Consider the following 17,158-nt stretch of genomic DNA (forward strand, 5'->3'; position numbering starts at 1 on the left):
ATTCCGAACACAACCCCACCACCCCGCCCGGTTCCGGCGGGGGTAACCCCCCACAACCCCCATCTCCCTCTGCGCTCCCGGCCGGGAGCGAAGACGAAGGCCGGAAGTGGTCAATACCCAGTGTGATCACATGATTACTGATTATGGTGGGCGCTGCACTGTTCCGGCCCGCCAAGGAGATCATGGATGCGCATTCTGGGAGTTCTCGCCGTCGCCCTGCTCTGCGCCGGCTGTGGTGAGCGGGCCGCCGACACCCATCCTGCGGGGCACGGCCCGGCCGTCGCCTCAAGCGCGGAGATCCGCCTTACCGGGGGCGGGGTGTTCTCCGCCCCCGGACCTCGTGCCTCCGTCATCGCCTACGACACCACGCTGGTGCCGCCGGGAGCCACGGCCCGGGTCACCGCGGAGTCGGGGGCGGTGCTCGCCACCTCCACGGTCACCGTCACCGGCATGCTCCCGGGACGCACCTACGGGGTGCACCTGCACGTCAACCCGTGCGGTCTCAAGCCCGAGGACGCCGGGCCGCACTACCAGCACGCCCACGCCCACGCCAGTGCCCAGAACGAGGTCTGGCTCGACTTCACCACCGACGCCCGGGGGGAGGCCGCCGCCACCGCCACCCGGGACTGGGCGTTCGTCGCGGGCCGGCTGCCCAGATCGTTGGTGATCCATGCCGAGCCGACCCGCACCGCCGGCGCCGAGGCCGGCGCCGCGGGCCCCCGCGTCGCCTGCGTCACCCTCATCCAGTCCTAGGGTGTGTTTTGCGGATCTTTCCGCCTACCGCGGTCGCCCAGACGGCGTCCCGCGGTGTTGTCGTCGTCGCCCATAACTCCGTTATGAGCTCCTCCTTGCGGGGCATCCGTCTGGGCGATCCTCGCTACGGCGAAGATCCATAAAACACACCCCCGGGCGTCCGGTGCCCCGGCGCTCCGTGATCAGGCGTGGCCCGCGGGGATGGTGCCGAGGCGGCCCGCCTGGTAGTCCTCGAACGCCTTGGCGAGCTCCGCCTGGGTGTTCATCACGAACGGCCCGTAGTGCGCGACCGGCTCGCCGATCGGGCGCCCGCCGAGCACGATGACCTCCATGTTGGGGCTCCGGCTCTCCTGGGTGCCGGCCGCCGACAGCGTGATGGTCTCGCCGTCGGTGCCCAGCCCCGGAAGGCTGCCGAAGCCGTCGAAGACGGCCAGCTGGCCAGACTCGATCGGCTGCCGGTCGCCGCCCGCGGTGCCGTGGCCCGACAGGACGTACGCGAGCGCGTTGAAATCCTTGCGCCAGGGGAGCGTCAGCTGGGAGCCGGGGCTCAGCGAGGCGTGCAGCAGGGTGATCGGTGTCCTGGTGGAGCCGGGGCCGGTGAACTCGCCGACCTCGCCCGCGATCAGGCGGACCAGCGCCCCGCCGTCGTGGCTGCTGAGCAGGACGACGTTGGTCCTGCCGATGTCCTGGTACTTCGGTGCGACCATCTTCTCCTTGCCGGGGAGGTTGACCCAGAGCTGGATCCCGTGGAACAGGCCGCCCTTGGCGACCAGCCACTCCGGGGGAGCCTCCTTGTGCAGGATTCCGCCGCCGGCCGTCATCCACTGGGTGTCGCCGTCGGAGATCGTGCCGCCGCCGCCATGCGAGTCGGCGTGCTCCATCACGCCGTCGATCATGTAGGTGACGGTCTCGAAGCCCCGGTGCGGGTGCCAGGGGGTGCCCTTGGGCTCGCCCGGTGCGTAGTCGACCTCGCCCATCTGGTCCATCATGATGAACGGGTCGAGATACTGGGGCTTGATCGTCGCGAGTGCCTTGCGGACCGGGAAGCCCTCTCCCTCGAATCCGCTCGGGGCTGTGGTGATCGCCAGCACCTGGCGCTCGCGGACCGCGTTCAGCGGCTGAGGCAGGCGGGGCAGGGTCAGTAGGTTCTCTACGGTCACGGCCGGCATTGTGGATTCCTTCCTGCGATGTTCGCAGGCGACAACTCAGTTGATGTTTCAACTATTCCATGGCGGACGAGATCGGGGAAACGGGCCGGTCGCGGGTCAGCCGAAGACCGCGGGCGGGGGGACCGGGGTGACCACGGCGTCGCCGTCGTGCAGCGGGCGGGCTCCGGCGATGAACCTGACGATGTCCTCGCCGTACACGCAGCGGGCCTGGGTGAGGCCGCCCGCGGCCCTGCGGGTCAGGTCGGAGACGGGGAGCGGCATCCGGGAGGCGGCGACGATGAGGTTGCCGAAGCGGCGGCCCCGCATGATGCCCGGCTCGGCGAGCAGCGCCACCTGAGGGAAGGTTTCGCGGACGGTGGCGAGCACCCGGCGGGTGAAGGCCAGCCCCTTGCCGTCGGCGACGTTGATCAGCACGGTGCCGGTGGCGCGCAGGACGCGGGCGACGTCTCCCATGTACTCGGAGGTGGCCAGCTCGATCGGCATCGTGGCACCGCTGAAGGCGTCCAGCACGAGCAGGTCGGCCGAGTCGTCCCCGAGCCCGGCGGTGGCGGTGCGGCCGTCGAGGAGCCTGACCTTGAGCCGGGGCACCGACTTCAGCCGGAGCTGGTCCCTGACGAGCTGGACGAGCCCCTCGTCGGGCTCGGCGACGATCTGCCGGGACCCGGGACGGGTCGCCGCGACGTAGCGGGGCAGGGTGCAGGCGCAACCGCCCACGTGCACCGCGTCCAGCGGACCCTCGGCGAGCAGGTCGACGACGTCGGCCATCAGCTGGACGTACTCGAAGTCGAGGTAGGTGGCGTCGTCGAGGTCGACGTACGACTGCGGCACGCCGTCCTTGGAGACCACCCAGCCGGAGGGCCTGTCGAGGTCCTGCAGCAGGTCCACCTCGCCGAAGGTCACCGGATACCGTCCCGGCATCGGCTCCCGTGCTTCCCGCCTGCCCATCAGCTGGATCCTCTTTTCCGCGACGTGAACCCGGAGAGAAACCATATGCCCCGTTTCCACTACGGCGGGTCCCGGCTGGAGGGGACGCCGGTCCACGGCCGCGGCGTGTAGGGAGAATCACAACCTACGATGACGTAACTTACGCTACCGTAGGTTTATGGCCACGACCGTCGCAGAAACGCTCGCCGAGTCCGTCAAGCCCCGCCTCCGCGGCTGGTTGCACGCCGGGGCGCTCCCCGTGGCACTCGTCGCGGGATTCGTCCTGGTCGCGCTGGGGCCCACTCCGCAGGCGAGGATCGCCGCCGCGGTCTACGCGATCACCTCCGGCCTGCTCTTCGGGATCTCGGCCACCTACCACCGGGGGGTGCTCTCCCCACGCACGGAGGAGGTGCTCCACCGGCTCGACCACGCCAACATCTACCTGATCATCGCGGGCACCTACACCCCGTTCGCGCTGCTCGCCCTGGACGCTCCGGCCGACGCGGTGGTGCTCGGCGTGATCTGGGCGGGTGCGATCGCCGGGGTGCTCTTCCGGGTGCTGTGGGTCAACGCCCCCCGGTGGCTCTCGACCGCCCTCTACATCGGCCTCGGCTGGACCGCTGTCTTCGTGCTGCCGCAGCTCGTGCGGGGCGCGGGCGTGGTCGCGGTGGCCCTGGTCTTCCTCGGCGGGGTGCTCTACACGGCGGGCGGCGTCGTGTACGCCATGAGGCGGCCAGACCCCTCCCCCCGGTGGTTCGGCTTCCACGAGGTCTTCCACGCCTTCACCGTCGCCGCCTACCTGGTGCAGTACGTGGCGGTCTCCCTGGTGGTCTACGCGGCGGCGTAACGTGCCGTTCTCCGGCGAACTGACCCGGCCCAACCTGCGGCAGGTTGATTTGACTGATTTGTGGTCTCGGAAGGAGTGGTCCCCGGGAAGGGAGACGGTCATCGAGAGGGGCTCGGGCCGTTCGGTCCCGGCACCTGGGCATACATGCCTAGAGCGCCGTTAAACCGAAAAATCTTCACAAGAACCGCCTCCAGTGCGTAATGTCTCCGTGTAGATGTGTCAATGACGGGGGATCATCTCTTCGGATCACCGTGGAGGGGACATGGACGTGCACGCCCGTCTCGCTCGTCATCTACTCGTCGACGGCTACCGGCTGGTGCTGGACCTCGAACGGAGCCGAGGTTCCCGGCTCGTCGACGCCCACACCGGCCGGAGCTACCTGGACTTCTACAGCTTCTTCGCCTCGGCCCCGCTCGGGGTGAACCCGTTCGACGACGACCCCGAGTTCCTGGCGCTACTCGGCCACGTCGCCGCGAACAAGCCCGCCAACTCCGACCTCTACACCTCCCACCTCGCCGACTTCGCCGACACGTTCGCCAGGGTGCTCGGTGACCCCGAGCTGCCGCACCTGTTCTTCGTGGAGGGCGGAGCCCTCGCCGTGGAGAACGCGCTGAAGTGCGCTTTCGACTGGAAGAGCCGTCTCAACGCCTCGCGGGGGCGCTCACCCGAGCTCGGCGGCAAGGTGCTCCACCTCACCCGCGCCTTCCACGGGCGCAGCGGCTACACGCTCTCGCTGACCAATACCGACCCGATCAAGACCGACCGGTTCCCGAAGTTCGACTGGCCCAGGATCGAGGTGCCCGCGATCCACCTCGGCGACGTCGAGGCGGCCGAGGAGAGATCCCTGGCCGCGGCGCGGGCGGCCTTCGAGCGCCATCCCCACGACATTGCCTGCTTCATCGCCGAGCCCATCCAGGGGGAGGGCGGCGACAACCACATGCGGGCGGAGTTCCTGCTCGCGATGGAACGGCTCTGCCACGAGCATGACGCCCTCCTCGTCCTGGACGAGGTGCAGACCGGTGCCGGGACCACGGGCACCCCCTGGGCCTACCAGCAACTTGGCCTGAGTCCCGATGTGGTGGCCTTCGGGAAGAAGGTCCAGGTGGGCGGGATCATGGCGGGCCGCAGGGTCGACGAGGTGCCGGACAACGTGTTCCAGATCAGCGGCAGGATCAACTCGACCTGGGGCGGAGGGCTGGTCGACATGGTCCGCTCCCGCCGGATGCTGGAGATCGTGGAGCGCGACGGCCTGATCCCGCGTGCGGGCAGGCTCGGCGCCGAGCTCCTCAAGGCGCTGCTGGAGATCCAGGCGGGCTTCCCCGGCCTGGTGGAGAACGCCCGGGGGCGCGGCCTGATGTGCGCGTTCGACCTGCCGGACGCCGCGCGGCGCGACCTGTTGGTGGCCACGCTCAGGGAGGATGAGGGCGTGCTGGTCCTGCCCTGCGGCGAGCGCTCGGTACGGTTGCGCCCGGCGCTCTCGATCGCCTCCGAGGAACTGAGGGAGGGCACGTCCGCCATCGCCCGCGCCCTGGAGGTCTCCCGCCGCCCGAGGCGCCCCGCCCGGTCGGGCCCGACGGCTCCGAAGCGGTCCGGAGACGTCGTGTCGCCCTTCAGTAGTGCTGAGGGTCCTCGCGCGCGGCCCGTTCCAGCCACAGATCGATCGCGGTGACCCGCGAGTCGACCCCCAGCTTGGCGTATATCCGGTTCACATGGTTCTTCACGGTCTTCTCGCTCAGAAACAGGTGCTGGGCGATCTGCCCGTTGGAACGACCCGTCGCGATCAGTTCCATGACCTCGGTCTCGCGCCTGCTCAAGCCCGTCACGGCTGTGGGTTCCGCGTCGAACGTGGCATCGTCGACTCTCATCCGGCCTCCGTGGTTGCAACACGGTCAGGTCGCCGAAACCCCCCGATCCTACGGCGTAGCGATAGCTGCGAGCATAACCCGCAATATCCACTTTTGGTGGGTAACGGGAGTGGAAATGCAGAACGACCGGTCCCGAGGGACCGGCCGTTCTCATGGGGTGAGCGAGGGGACTTGAACCCCCGGCATCTAGGACCACAACCTAGCGCTCTGCCAACTGAGCTACGCCCACCATCGCCGCCGTGGCAGCACATGAAAAGTGTAGCGGTCTTTGGGAGTCGTTTCGTACCGGGTTTCCCGCGAGCCGGTCAGGGTTTTCGCGCGGACACGGTCTCGGCCAGTTCCCTGGCGGTGGCGGAGTCGGGTCCCGGCTGGGGTACGAAGACCGCCGCGCGGTAGTAGCGCAGTTCCCGGATGCTCTCGACGATGTCGGCCAGCGCGCGGTGGCCGCCCTGCTTCTCGGGCGAGGCGAAGTAGACCCGTGGGTACCAGCGCCGGGCCAGTTCCTTCACCGAGGAGACGTCGATCATCCGATAGTGCAGGAAGGCGTCCACGGCGGCCATGTCCCGGGAGAGGAACGACCGGTCGGTGGAGATGGAGTTGCCGCACAGCGGAGCCTTCTTCGGCTCCTTGATGTGTCCCTTGATGTATTCGAGCACCATGGACTCGGCCTCGGCCAGCGTGACGCCCTCGCTCAGCGCGTCCAGCAGGCCGGAGGCGGTGTGCATCTCGCGCACCACCTCCGACATCTGCTCGATGGACTCGGGCGGGGGTTTGATGACCACGTCCACACCTTCGTCAAGCTGGTTCAGCTCGCCGTCGGTGACCACGCAGGCCACCTCGACGAGCGCGTCACGGCCAAGGTCAAGCCCGGTCATCTCACAGTCGATCCAGACCAGCAGGTCACTCATAGCCTTCAGGGTAGTACTCCGTTACGAGAGCTTGAATGACTTGATCACCTTGTCCACCGTTGAGATGCCGAGATTGTCGGGCACGCTGATGTAGGCCAGCGCCGCTCGGCTGCCCTCACCCCGGTCGACGATCAGGAACGCGGCTCGCTCCCGCTTCCACTTCCAGCCGTTGGCCTCGGACTGCTCGGAGAAGTCCAGGTCGAAGACGAACAGCCAGGCGTCCTTGCCGCTCACCTTGACCGCCTTGTCCTCGACGATCTTCCGGCGGTGCGGGGGGCTGTAGAAGTTGGGCTCGATGACCTGCAGCAACGTCGCGGCGACCGAGCGCATGCTCTCGACACCCTGGTAGCCGTACTGGTCGGGAAGCTCGCCGGTCAGCACGTTGCCGACCCAGTTGCCGCCCCTGCCGTCGAAGTTCTCCTGGGCGGTGGCGACGACCGCGCTGTTCCAGGTGAACCCGAGCCCGCCGCCGGAGCTGGGAGGTACCTGCCACGGCCCTTCGGGGATCTGGTAGGACAGGCCGGTCACGGGGTCGGTGATGCGCCCGTCCACCGGCTGGGGCGGCGGGCTCTGCGAGGGCGTCGGCTCGGGGGTCGGCTCCCGGCTGGGTTCCCGGCTCGCCGAGGGAGGCGGCGTACGGGGCGTGACGGGCTCGCCGGCCTCGTTCCTGCTGTCGGGGTTGATCAGATACATCGCGGCGACCACGATCACGACGATCAGGACCAGCGCGCCGCCACCGCCGAGGATCCACGGGAGCGGACCGCTCTTGCGCGGCGGCGGCCCGGACGGGTGAACGCCGTACGGCGGGAGGGGCATCTGCGCCGTGTTGCCGTTCGGCTGCCCAGTGCCCGCCGGTCCCTGCTGCATGGTCTGCTGGTTCCACTGGCCGGTCGGGCCCGTTCCCGCGGGCTCTCCCGGCGAGGGCGCCGTCGCCTGTCCCTCGGGGGGAGGCTGGGAGGAAAATGGGCCGGTCTGCGATCCCTGAGGCATGCCCTGCCCTGTGGGGACATCCGCCTGATGGGTGGCATCGGTCCACTGGTGGCCGTCCCACCACCGCAACAGCGGCGAGCCGTAGGGATCGGGGTACCAGCCGGAGGGGGTCTGCGTGGTCATGGCCGTCAGAGTAGTAAGAACGGCTTTGTACTGCATTGTGGACCTTGCGGATCACTCATGAACATTTGTAGGTGAAGGTGGCTCTGTCCTGGATCTTCTTGCCCTCGGGGGCCGGCGAGAGCAGCGACAGGGTGATGGTTCCCTTGAAACTTCCCTCGCCCTTGACCGTCCAGTCCAGGCTCACCTTGTGCGAGGTCGCCCCGGACGAGATCTGGTCGGTCTGCACGATCGGCTCCTTGCGGTCGCTCCGCTTCCACTGGTAGCTGACCTCCCCGCCCGCGCCGTTGGTGTGCAGGACACCGGTGATCTTCACCGTCGTGTCGCAGCCCTGGGTCTTCCTGGGGGCGCTGACGTCCACCTTCGTCACCTCAAACGGTGTCGACGAACCGCGGAACAGCCAGAGCGCCAGCGCGCCCACGACCATCAGCGCGAGGATCGCCGAGGAGAGGATCGTACGACCGCGACGCCGCCGGGCATGGGGGACCGCGGCGGCCCTGAGCCTGTCGGAGGGCGGCTCGGTCTGCTGCTGGTCCCGGCCGGCCCGCCAGATCTGGGCGGCCGTGGTCTCGGCGGGCACCCCAGGGCCGAACCGCAGGACCACGTCCTCGGGCCGGTGCTCGTCGGCCCCCAGGGTTCGCTGCTCGCCGGTTCCCGGAACGTGGAGCAGCGTGACGATCTCCCCCTCGTCGGGGGCGGCCGGCACGGGCGGCGGGGGCCCTCCCCGGCCGGGCGTCTCATACGTCGGCCATCGGTGCAGGGTCTCCGCGAGCCTGTCACGGGTGGTGAACCCGGAGGGCAGCACGTCACGCCCGGCGAGCAGGGCGTCGCGCGCGGCGGCGAGCCCCCGGATGGAGGCCGTCGCCGCCACCCGTTCCAGCAGCCCCGCGGCTTCCCGGTCGGCCGAGGCCCAGGTGGCGGCCAGCCCCCGGGCGAGCGACGCCCAGGCGGCCACGTCCCGCTCCGGCGCGGGCGGGCGGCCGAGCAGCGCGTCGAGCAGCCCCCGCTCGGCGAGCAGCGCCGACCCGTCCGGGGCGATCACCACGGTGCCCGGGTGAAGCTCACCGTGGACGAGCCCGGAGGAGTGGACGGCCAGCAGCACCCGCGCCGTCTCCATCAGGACCGTGGCCGCGCTGCCCGCGTCGGGCCCGGGTGATCCAGCGACTCCGGACAGCAGGTCGCGCACCGTCGGTGCCGCCGGCTCCGAGGTGATCAGCCAGACCTCGTCCTGGGCCGTGATGAGGTCGGCGATCGGGACCAGCCCGGTCAGGCCGCTCTGCGTGAGCCTGCGGTCGGCGACCACGGCCGCGATCAGCCTCTCGCGGGCCGAGGGATCGGCGACCAGTCGCGGATCGAACCTGAGCGCGCCTCCCCGCCGTCCGTCGGCCGCGACGGCCGACGACCAGATTCCCAGGTCGCCGGCCCAGGTAGGACCGATCAACCGGAATCCGGCGACACCGCCCCGGTCAGTGTTCATGATTCTGCCCGTTCCCTGGTTACCGGCGTCTCCTGTGCCGTCCCGCCACGCCGCGCTTGACGGCCAGTGTGACCGGCACGGCACCGCTTGTCACCAGGCCCAGCGCGAGGAGTGCCGAGGGGGCCGTCTCGACGGGGGGCAGGGGCGAGCTGGTGAGCCGAGGGGTTTCCTCGGAGGTCGGGGTTCCCTCGGGGGTCGTCTCGGTGGGTGAGGGCGTGGTCGGCTGCGTCGTCGGCCGCGTCCGGGTGGGGGAGGCCGACGGCTGGGTCGGGGTCGCCGTCGGGGACGGCGGTCTGGTCGCGGGAGTATCCGGTTTGCCGGGATTGCTGAGCGTGGAGCTCTCCTCGGGGGAGGGAGACTCGGTCGGCTTACTGGTCGGCCGCGCGGTCGGCTTCCTGGTGGGCGTCGCCGACGCCTTGGGCGTCTTGGAGGGCGTCTTGGAGGGAGTCGTGGTGGTCGGCGCGGGCGGGAGGCCCGAGGCGGTGCTGCTCGGCGTGGGGGTCGCGGAGGGCGCGCCCGCGGTCGGTGACGCCTCCGCGGGCTCATCAGGCTCGTCGAGCTCGTCGCCGTCGTCCCCGGGGAGCACCGTCTCCAGCGGGTCCGAGGGGGTCGGGTCCTTCGTGACGGCGGAACTCTGCGGCTGGATCTTCGTGGTGCCGCCCGATCCGACCAGTACCGCGGTCAGCCCGCCGATCACCGCGATGCAGCCGACGCCAATGAGGATCTTGACGCTCAGCTTGCTGAGCGAGGAGGTCCTTCCCCCCTTGCCGCCGAGCTCGGTCGTGGCCAGCGAGGTGTCGGCCGCCGGGGCGGGCGCGTCCAGTGGGAACAGCCCGGCCAGCAGCCCGACGATCCCCGCCAGGCGGCGGCGGCCGCGCTCCTGCCAGTCGGGACCGTAGGCGTCGGCGGCCACGGCCTCCAACTCGGTGAGGAACGCGGAGGCGGTCGGCGGCCGGTCGGCGGCGTGCTTGGCCAGGCCGCGCTCCACCAGTCCCTGCAGGGCCGGGGGTACCTCCTCGACCGGCGGCGGCATGACCTGGTGCTGGCGGGCCAGCGCGGCGATGTTCGTGGCCCGGAAGGGGCGGGTGCCGGTCAGGCATTCGAAGAACACGACGGTGGCGGCGTAGACGTCCGTGGAGGGCCCGGCCGGTCCGCCCACCCACTGCTCGGGGGCCATGTAGGGCGGGGTGCCCGCGGGGGCGTCGCCGTCGCCGGAGCGGAGCGCGATGCCGAAGTCGACGAGCTTGCTCTTCCCGTCCGCCTCCACCATCACGTTCTCGGGCTTGAAGTCGCGGTGCACCACGCCCGCCGAGTGCGCGGCGGCCAGCCCCATGAGCGAGCCCTTGAGCACGAGCAGCGCCGCCTCCGGGCCGGTCGGCCCCTCCGAGCGCAGCAGCGCGCGCAGGGCGACGCCGTTGATCAGCTCCATGACGATGGCCGCGCCGTCGCCGGTCTCGACGTAGTCGTAGAGCCGGACGGAGTGCGGGCTGTTCAGGGTGTTGAGCACCCTGGCCTCGTGCCGGAAGCGCGCCACGAAGCCGACGTCGCCCCTGAGCTCGTCGGACAGGTACTTGATCGCTACCAGGACGCCGTCGGCATCGTGCCGCGCCATCACCACACGCCCCGCCGCACCGGTGCCCAGTTCGCGGATCTCGGTGTATCCGGGGACTCGCCAGGCCGATGGCGTGCCGTACATAACGGTCTCCTCAGTTGTCTGGGCCCCCACCCATAACAGACGGACCGTAGCTTAGCCATAGAGAAACGCATTTCGCGCATTAATCGCGAATCAGTCTCACTTCATAGAGTGATCGGTACGAGCGGCGGGGTCTCGCACGGACAGGCGCGCCCCGTGGTGCGTCGTCCCGCCGCGGAGACTTAACGAACGGGCATGGTTCGTGACGCGATGTGCGCGGGGACGGCCAGGTCCCCGGTCATCGCGGGATCGGGCTCGGGAGCTCCCCAGACCTGGTGGAGCGGCAGGACCCCCGCCCAGATCGGCAGCTCGTAGTCCTCCTCCTCGTCGATCGGCGGGCCCTGTCGCACCTTCACCGACGCCTCGGCGAGGGAGAGGGCGAGCACTGTGGTCGCGGCGAGTTCCTTCCTGGTGGGCGCGCGGCTGGCGTCCCACTGGCCGGGGGCCAGCTGCTCGGTGATCGCCCGCAGCCCGGCCAGGTGCTCCTCGCCGTCCTCCACCCGGCGGACATGGCCGTAGACCATGGCGCAGCGGTAGTTGAGCGAGTGGTTGAAGGCCGAGCGGGCCAGCACGATGCCGTCCAGGTGGGTCACCGTGACGCAGACCTCGTCCGCGTTCCGCAGGGAGGTGGCGCCGGTGGAACCGTGCACGTAGAGGGTGTCGCCGATCCGGCCGTAACCGGTGGGGACGACCATGGGGAAGCCGTCGACCACGACGCCCAGATGACAGACCAGCCCGGCGTCCAGCACCGCGTACAGATCCTCACGAGAGGTCAGGCCCCTGTTCTTCGAGCGGCCGAGGGTGGTGCGGGGAGTCGTAGAGAGCATGGCACTAGCCTAGAGAGAAGTGGATATCGAGAACATGTCCACTTCCATGCGCTTATAGGAGACCACTTTGCCGCGCCTCGCCGTCGACCTGCCCGTTTCGGTGGACCGCGAGTCCGGCACGGCACTCGCCGTCCAGCTCGGTGACCGCCTCAGGGCCGCCATGCGCGACGGCGCCCTCGCCTCCGGCGAGCGACTGCCCTCCACCCGTGCCCTCGCCGGCCAGCTCGCGGTCAGCCGCACCGTCGTCACCGAGGCCTACCAGCAGCTGTACGCGGAAGGCTGGCTCGAAGGACGCCACGGCTCCGGCACCTACGTGGCCGACATGGTGGTCCCTCCCGCGAACGAGCGCGCTCGCGGCCCCCTCGCGCCACCTCCCGCCGCCCTTTCCGGCCAGGATGTCCCGCCGGGGGACAGCGGGCGGGTGATCGACCTGCGTCCCGGGCGGCCGTGGGTCCACGACTACGACCGGGCGGCCTGGCGCAGGGCCTGGCGCGGAGCGGCCGACCTGCCACCGGCGAGCGACCCCGATCCCTGCGGCCTGCCCAGGCTCCGCACGGCCCTGGCCGAGCACCTGCGCAGGACCAGGGCGATCCCCGTCGGGCCGGAGAACATCATGGTCACCCGGGGCACCGGCAACGGGCTCGACCTGGTCGCCGCCACGCTCCTGCGGCCCGGTGACCGGGCCGGCGTCGAGGAGCCCGGCTACCGCGTCGCCAGGAACGTCTTCGCCGGGAGGGGAGCGGAGATCGTGCCCTGCCCGGTCGACGAGGACGGGGTCGTCGTCGACCGCCTCCCGGATGACCTGCGTGTCCTCTACACCACTCCGGCCCACCAGTACCCCCTCGGCGGCCGCCTGCCCATCCCGCGCAGGGAGCGCCTTCTCGCCTGGGCCCGCCGCACCGGTGCGATCCTCGTGGAGGACGACTACGACGCCGAGTTCCGCTACGACGTCGCGCCGCTGCCCGCCCTGCACGGCCTCGGTCCCGAGCGGGTGGTGCTGCTGGGCAGCCTGAGCAAGGCCCTGACGCCGGACATCGGCGTCGGCTGGCTGGTCGCCCGGCCGAGCCTCATCGAAGCCATCGCCCTGACCAGGGACGGCCTGGCCGACCGCACCGGCGGCCCGGCCCAGCAGGCGGTGGCGGTGCTCTGCGAGAGGGGGGACCTGGACCGGCACCTGCGCCGGATGCGGCTGGAGTACGCGCGCCGCCGGGCCGTGGTCGTCGACATCCTCGGCTCCAGGGTCATCGGCGACACCGCGGGCCTGCACGTCATGGTGGAGCTCGCGGAGCACGCGGTCACGCCGCTGGTCGAGGCCGCCCGTGCCCGTGGCGTGCTGCTCGACTCGATGACCCGCCACTACCACGGGCCGCAGCTGCGGCACGGCCTGGTGATCGGCTACGGCTCCGCGTCGCAGGCGGACGTCAGGCGGGGCGTCTCGGTGGTCGCCGAGCTGATCGGGTGAGAAAGGACCGTTCCCACACCGCCGCGAACCCTGCTCAGGGGGATTGCAGGGACGTTCGCAGGCGGCCGTACGTCTTGAGCGCGCGGTCGGCGGTGGTGCGCAGGAGCGGGTTGGCCAGGACCGTGCCACGTGCCTTGCGCACCGGCACCCGCAGCATCCAGTGGACCCCGGCGCCGGGGCTCAGCCGGGCGACCCGGCCCTCCGAGACCTCGTACTCGCCGTTCTTCAGCTTCTCCTTGTACTCCTTCTCCCCGCGGCCCATGTCGATGACTCCGATCCCGGCCTCGGCGGCCTTCTCGGCCATGGCAAGGTGGTGGATCAGGCCGGGGGAGTACTTCGCGAAGGCGGTGTCGTAGGCGGGGAACCAGCCCGCGAGCGTGGTGCCGGTGCGCAGGCCGAAGTGCCCGGCGACCGGCCGGTCGTCCACGTACACCATGTCGAGGACCCCGCCGAAGTGCTCGGTGTCGGTGGCGAGGAACCGTTCGACCAGCTCCACGATCCACGGCCGGGCGAACCTGTCGTTGCGGCCGGTGCGCCGGTACTGCTCGGTCTTCCAGCCGAGCAGCGTGCGCAGCGGCGCCAGGTCGGTGGTGGCGTAGTCGTGCCGGAGCGGCCCGGCGTCACGCTGGAGCTTGCGGCTCTTGTACGCCGTCGAGCGGTAGGTCTTGCCGGAGGTCACCTTGATCGTCTCGATGTACGACTCGAAGCCGTCGCGGAGATCGATGATCGGTGAAGGGTGCCTGCTGTGCCCCGGCTGGAGCAGCGGCTGCCCGGCGATCAGGTGGTCGAACTCGTAGACGGCCAAACCGCACGCCCTGATCAGGCGCTGCGCGTCGATCTCCACGTCCTTGGCGTGGACCAGCCCCTGCGCGTCGGTCAGGCCCGCGGCCACGGGCATGCCGATGCCCATCGGATGACGTTCGAAGGGGAAGAACCCCACCACGTCCTGTCCTTCGTGCAGCACCGCGACCCGGACGCGTTCCTGCAGGGCGCCGACGGTGACTGTGAATTCCGGCGACAGGAACGGGCTGTCGAAAGCGGCGTCGGCACCCTGGAGAGTCCTCCAGCGATCGATGTCGACCGGTCCGAGATCACGGGGCTGAACGATTGAGACGCGCATGAGCTCCTACTGGGATGTGCGGGGTCCCCTTACGTCATCCTGTGCAGGATGCCGTAAAGCCCAAGCATGCTGGTAGGGACGTAATGTAACGATAAAGTACGGAAGCAATTCCCCGCAGTGTGGGAGGCAACGTTTCGGGATCTCATTGTGAGGTCCCGGCTGGCGCCACTCACCCGAGTGGCGTTCTAATGGGGGCCATGAGCACCCCTGGCATCGACTGGTCCCGCCTCGTCGAATGGATCGCGGCCAACGTCCCCGGCGTCGGCGAGCCCACCGGGGTCTCCCTGATCGCCGGTGGCAGGTCCAACCTGACGTACATCGTCGAGACCCCCGGGCGCCGCCTGGTGCTGCGCCGGCCCCCGCTGGGCCACGTGCTGCCGACCGCCCACGACATGAGGCGCGAGTGGCGGGTGATCTCGGCGCTCGCGCCGACCTCGGTCCCGGTGCCGGAGCCGGTCGCCTTCTGCGACGACCAGGACGTGATCGGGGCGCCGTTCTACCTCATGGCGCACGTGGACGGCGCGGCCGTGCGGAGCCGGGAGGACACCCGGGATCTCACCCCCGAGCAGGCCCGGAGACTGTCGGAGCGGCTGGCCGAGGTGCTCGCCGCGATCCACGCGATCGACTACGAGAAGGCGGGCCTGGGGGACTTCGGACGCCCCGAGGGATACATGGCCCGCCAGCTGGAGCGCTGGGGACAGCAGTGGGAACGGTCGAAGACCGGCGAGTTGCCCGCCTACGACCGCCTGGTGGCCCTGCTGCGCGAGCGCCTGCCCGCCCGTTCGGCCTCGACACTGGTCCACGGTGACTACCGGCTCGACAACACGCTCGTGCGAATCTCGCCGGACCCCGACATCCTCGCCGTCGTCGACTGGGAGATGTCCACGCTCGGCGACCCCCTGGCGGACCTCGGCCTCACCCTCACCTACTGGCAGGACCCCGGCGACACCGAGCGCGCCTCGATCCCGGTCGCGGCGGGCGTCACCGTGGCCCCCGGCTTCCTCACCGCCCGCGAGTTCGCCGCACACTATGCCAAGGTCTCCGGCGCAGACCTGTCCGACCTGGACTTCTACCTGGCCTTCGGCAACTACAAGCTCGCCGTCATCGTGGAGGGCATCCACGCCAGGTTCAAGCAGGGCAAGACCGTCGGTGAGGGCTTCGAGCACATCGGCGCCGCTGTTCCCACACTCGTCCACCGGGCGCTGCGGGTCCTGGAGGGCTGAACCCGCGGTCGCGGTCGCCGTCCACCTTCGGACCCGTGGTCGTGGGTGCCGCACGGCCCGGTGAGCGGGGTATGACGGGAACTACTTCTGGCTTTCAACCGTCATGCAAGTCGCCATGGATACGCTGGCGACGCGACCGGTAACGCTTGTCTGTGAAGCAGCTCGGCTCACCGTCACGTCCGTTGTCGTTGTGGAACGCTACATTCGTTGACCTGCGAGGATTGAGGAATCGGTGATACCGACTAACGGACGGCACCAGCGACGGCGCCCGGCCTGGCCGGTCGCACTGGGAGCGATGGCGGTAACGGTGGTGCTGGTGGTGGGCATCATCGCCTTCGCCGCCAAACCGGACATTCCCCGCGGACAGCGCATGACAATTCCTCCCACGCAGGCGGCGCCGACACTGGAGGAACCACCCGCGGTCCAGGACTGGCCACGCTGGGGCATCACCCACACCGAGTTCAGCGCCGACAACGAGAGCGGCGCGGTCACCGAGGCCGCCTCCCACATGCTCAGCCGGGTCCCGATGCTGCAGAACCAGCACATCATGGGCTGGGGCGCGGGCAACCCCGAGCCCGCGCCCGGCAAGAACGACTTCCGCGACCTCGACCGTCGCATCAAGTTCATGTCCAGGTCCCAGGCCATCCCGATCATCACGCTCTGCTGCTCGCCCGACTGGATGAAGGGCGGCACCTCCGGCCGGACCGACTGGACGCAACTGGAGACGGCGCCCCGGCGCGAGCACTTCGACGACTACGCGAAGCTCGCCGCGACGGTCGCCAGGCGCTACCCCACGGTCAAGCACTTCATGGTCTGGAACGAGCTGAAGGGTTTCTGGAACAACGCCCAGAACCGCTGGGACATCGAGGGCTACACCGAGCTCTACAACAAGGTCTACGACGCGCTGAAGGCCGTCGACAAGGACATCAAGGTCGGCGGGCCGTACGTGTCGGTCGGCAGCACCACCGTTCCCGAACAGGGGGCGGAGATCCAGGGGCCGTGGGGGAGCGTCATCCAGCGTGACCTGGAGGCGGTCGAGTACTGGATCGAGAAGAAGAAGGGCGCCGATTTCATCGTCGTCGACGGAGCCTCGGTCACCAGGGAGGCCGGTGCCTACCCCGACGAGTTCACCGCCCTGGGCAAGTTCGGCGCCCTCACCACCTGGCTGCGGCAGAAGAGCGGCGACCTGCCGGTCTGGTGGGCCGAGTGGTACGTCGAGCCGGACAGCAGGGACTGGAGTGAGGAGCGCCGCATCGCGGTGCAGACCGCGGCGATGATGGAGTTCGCCACCAGCGGCGCCACCACCTCGCTCTACTGGAGCCCCCAGCGCAAGTCCACCGGCGACGACCAGGTCTGCCTGGGCTGCCTGTGGCACCCGAGCACCGGTGCGGAGATGCCCATGGCGGGCATCCTGAGCGGCTTCACCAAGTGGTTCCCGCTCGGGACCAAGCTGGAGACGGTCACCTCCTCCAACGAGAAGGTGCGAGTCCTCGCCCAGGAGCGGCAGCTCGTGATGGTCAACACCACCGACGCGGCCGCGAGCACCACCGTGGACGGCAAGCAGTTCGAGCTGAAGCCGTACGAGGTCAGGTGGAGCGAGCGCACCGGCGCGTGAGCCTCGCCGCATCGCTACGGCCCGATCCACCTGGCAGGCTAGGCCCTGTCCTGCGGATCTTTTGCCTACCGCGGTCGCCCAGGCGGCGCCTCGCCGCGTTGTCGTCGGTCACCGCAGCACGCTGCGGCTCCCTCCTCCGCCTTGCGAGACACCACCTGACCGATC

15 protein-coding genes and 1 tRNA gene are annotated in these 17,158 nt (G+C 70.0%); 6 read left to right on the forward strand and 10 right to left on the reverse strand.

Features of this window, described 5'->3' with window-relative positions:
* The first annotated feature begins 186 nt into the window (after positions 1 to 186).
* Positions 187 to 753, forward strand: coding sequence for a superoxide dismutase family protein (locus tag ABT130_RS43040; RefSeq protein ID WP_350965617.1), 567 nt, complete (start codon positions 187 to 189; stop codon positions 751 to 753).
* A gap of 182 nt (positions 754 to 935) precedes the next feature.
* On the opposite strand, the gene ABT130_RS43045 is transcribed toward ABT130_RS43040, so the two are convergent.
* The gene (locus ABT130_RS43045; protein WP_350965619.1) at positions 936 to 1,922 is read right to left on the reverse strand and encodes a pirin family protein; all 987 of its coding nucleotides are present in this window, start codon (positions 1,920 to 1,922) and stop codon (positions 936 to 938) included.
* A 96-nt stretch (positions 1,923 to 2,018) separates the two neighbouring features.
* Positions 2,019 to 2,867 (reverse strand): spermidine synthase, encoded by an 849-nt coding sequence (locus tag ABT130_RS43050; RefSeq protein WP_350921134.1) that lies wholly within the window; start codon positions 2,865 to 2,867, stop codon positions 2,019 to 2,021.
* 157 nt (positions 2,868 to 3,024) lie between these two features.
* Between ABT130_RS43050 and trhA the strand changes: the two genes are divergently transcribed.
* Positions 3,025 to 3,693, forward strand: coding sequence for a PAQR family membrane homeostasis protein TrhA (gene trhA, locus ABT130_RS43055; protein ID WP_350921137.1), 669 nt, complete (start codon positions 3,025 to 3,027; stop codon positions 3,691 to 3,693).
* A 262-nt stretch (positions 3,694 to 3,955) separates the two neighbouring features.
* Complete coding sequence (gene lat, locus ABT130_RS43060) at positions 3,956 to 5,362, forward strand: L-lysine 6-transaminase (RefSeq protein ID WP_350965621.1); 1,407 nt, start codon at positions 3,956 to 3,958, stop codon at positions 5,360 to 5,362.
* Here lat and ABT130_RS43065 read toward each other — a convergent pair.
* From ABT130_RS43065 to ABT130_RS43095, 7 genes are all read right to left on the reverse strand, one after another.
* Positions 5,304 to 5,558: a helix-turn-helix domain-containing protein gene (locus ABT130_RS43065; RefSeq protein WP_350965623.1), complete on the reverse strand. Its 255-nt coding sequence runs from the start codon at positions 5,556 to 5,558 to the stop codon at positions 5,304 to 5,306. The genes lat and ABT130_RS43065 overlap by 59 nt on opposite strands.
* 153 nt (positions 5,559 to 5,711) lie before the next feature.
* Positions 5,712 to 5,787, reverse strand: a tRNA-His gene (locus ABT130_RS43070).
* A gap of 76 nt (positions 5,788 to 5,863) precedes the next feature.
* The gene (orn, locus tag ABT130_RS43075) at positions 5,864 to 6,466 is read right to left on the reverse strand and encodes an oligoribonuclease (protein ID WP_350921144.1); all 603 of its coding nucleotides are present in this window, start codon (positions 6,464 to 6,466) and stop codon (positions 5,864 to 5,866) included.
* 21 nt (positions 6,467 to 6,487) lie between these two features.
* Positions 6,488 to 7,579 (reverse strand): DUF2510 domain-containing protein, encoded by a 1,092-nt coding sequence (locus ABT130_RS43080; RefSeq protein ID WP_350965625.1) that lies wholly within the window; start codon positions 7,577 to 7,579, stop codon positions 6,488 to 6,490.
* Between the two features lie 55 nt (positions 7,580 to 7,634).
* The gene (locus ABT130_RS43085) at positions 7,635 to 9,053 is read right to left on the reverse strand and encodes a protein kinase family protein (protein WP_350965627.1); all 1,419 of its coding nucleotides are present in this window, start codon (positions 9,051 to 9,053) and stop codon (positions 7,635 to 7,637) included.
* A gap of 19 nt (positions 9,054 to 9,072) precedes the next feature.
* Positions 9,073 to 10,749 (reverse strand): serine/threonine-protein kinase, encoded by a 1,677-nt coding sequence (locus ABT130_RS43090; RefSeq protein ID WP_350965629.1) that lies wholly within the window; start codon positions 10,747 to 10,749, stop codon positions 9,073 to 9,075.
* Between the two features lie 179 nt (positions 10,750 to 10,928).
* Positions 10,929 to 11,573 carry a pyridoxamine 5'-phosphate oxidase family protein gene (locus ABT130_RS43095; RefSeq protein WP_350965631.1) on the reverse strand — a complete coding sequence of 215 codons (645 nt, stop codon included), beginning with the start codon at positions 11,571 to 11,573 and terminating at the stop codon, positions 10,929 to 10,931.
* Positions 11,574 to 11,640: 67 nt separating this feature from the next.
* Between ABT130_RS43095 and pdxR the strand changes: the two genes are divergently transcribed.
* Positions 11,641 to 13,035, forward strand: a complete 1,395-nt coding sequence (pdxR, locus tag ABT130_RS43100) for a MocR-like pyridoxine biosynthesis transcription factor PdxR (RefSeq protein WP_350965633.1) — start codon at positions 11,641 to 11,643, stop codon at positions 13,033 to 13,035.
* 34 nt (positions 13,036 to 13,069) lie between these two features.
* On the opposite strand, the gene ABT130_RS43105 is transcribed toward pdxR, so the two are convergent.
* Positions 13,070 to 14,155: a GNAT family N-acetyltransferase gene (locus ABT130_RS43105; RefSeq protein ID WP_350965635.1), complete on the reverse strand. Its 1,086-nt coding sequence runs from the start codon at positions 14,153 to 14,155 to the stop codon at positions 13,070 to 13,072.
* A gap of 197 nt (positions 14,156 to 14,352) precedes the next feature.
* Here ABT130_RS43105 and ABT130_RS43110 point away from each other — a divergent pair, with 197 nt between their 5' ends.
* Together ABT130_RS43110 and ABT130_RS43115 are read left to right on the forward strand one after the other, a co-directional pair.
* A complete protein-coding gene (locus ABT130_RS43110; protein WP_350965637.1) occupies positions 14,353 to 15,378 on the forward strand; it encodes a phosphotransferase family protein in 1,026 nt (341 codons plus the stop codon).
* A 295-nt stretch (positions 15,379 to 15,673) separates the two neighbouring features.
* Entirely contained in the window at positions 15,674 to 16,993 is a 1,320-nt protein-coding gene (locus ABT130_RS43115) for a GH39 family glycosyl hydrolase (protein ID WP_350965639.1), read from the forward strand.
* Positions 16,994 to 17,158 lie beyond the last annotated feature (165 nt).

It is taken from the genome of Streptosporangium sp. NPDC001681, from assembly GCF_040298085.1.
Lineage (GTDB): Bacteria > Actinomycetota > Actinomycetes > Streptosporangiales > Streptosporangiaceae > Streptosporangium.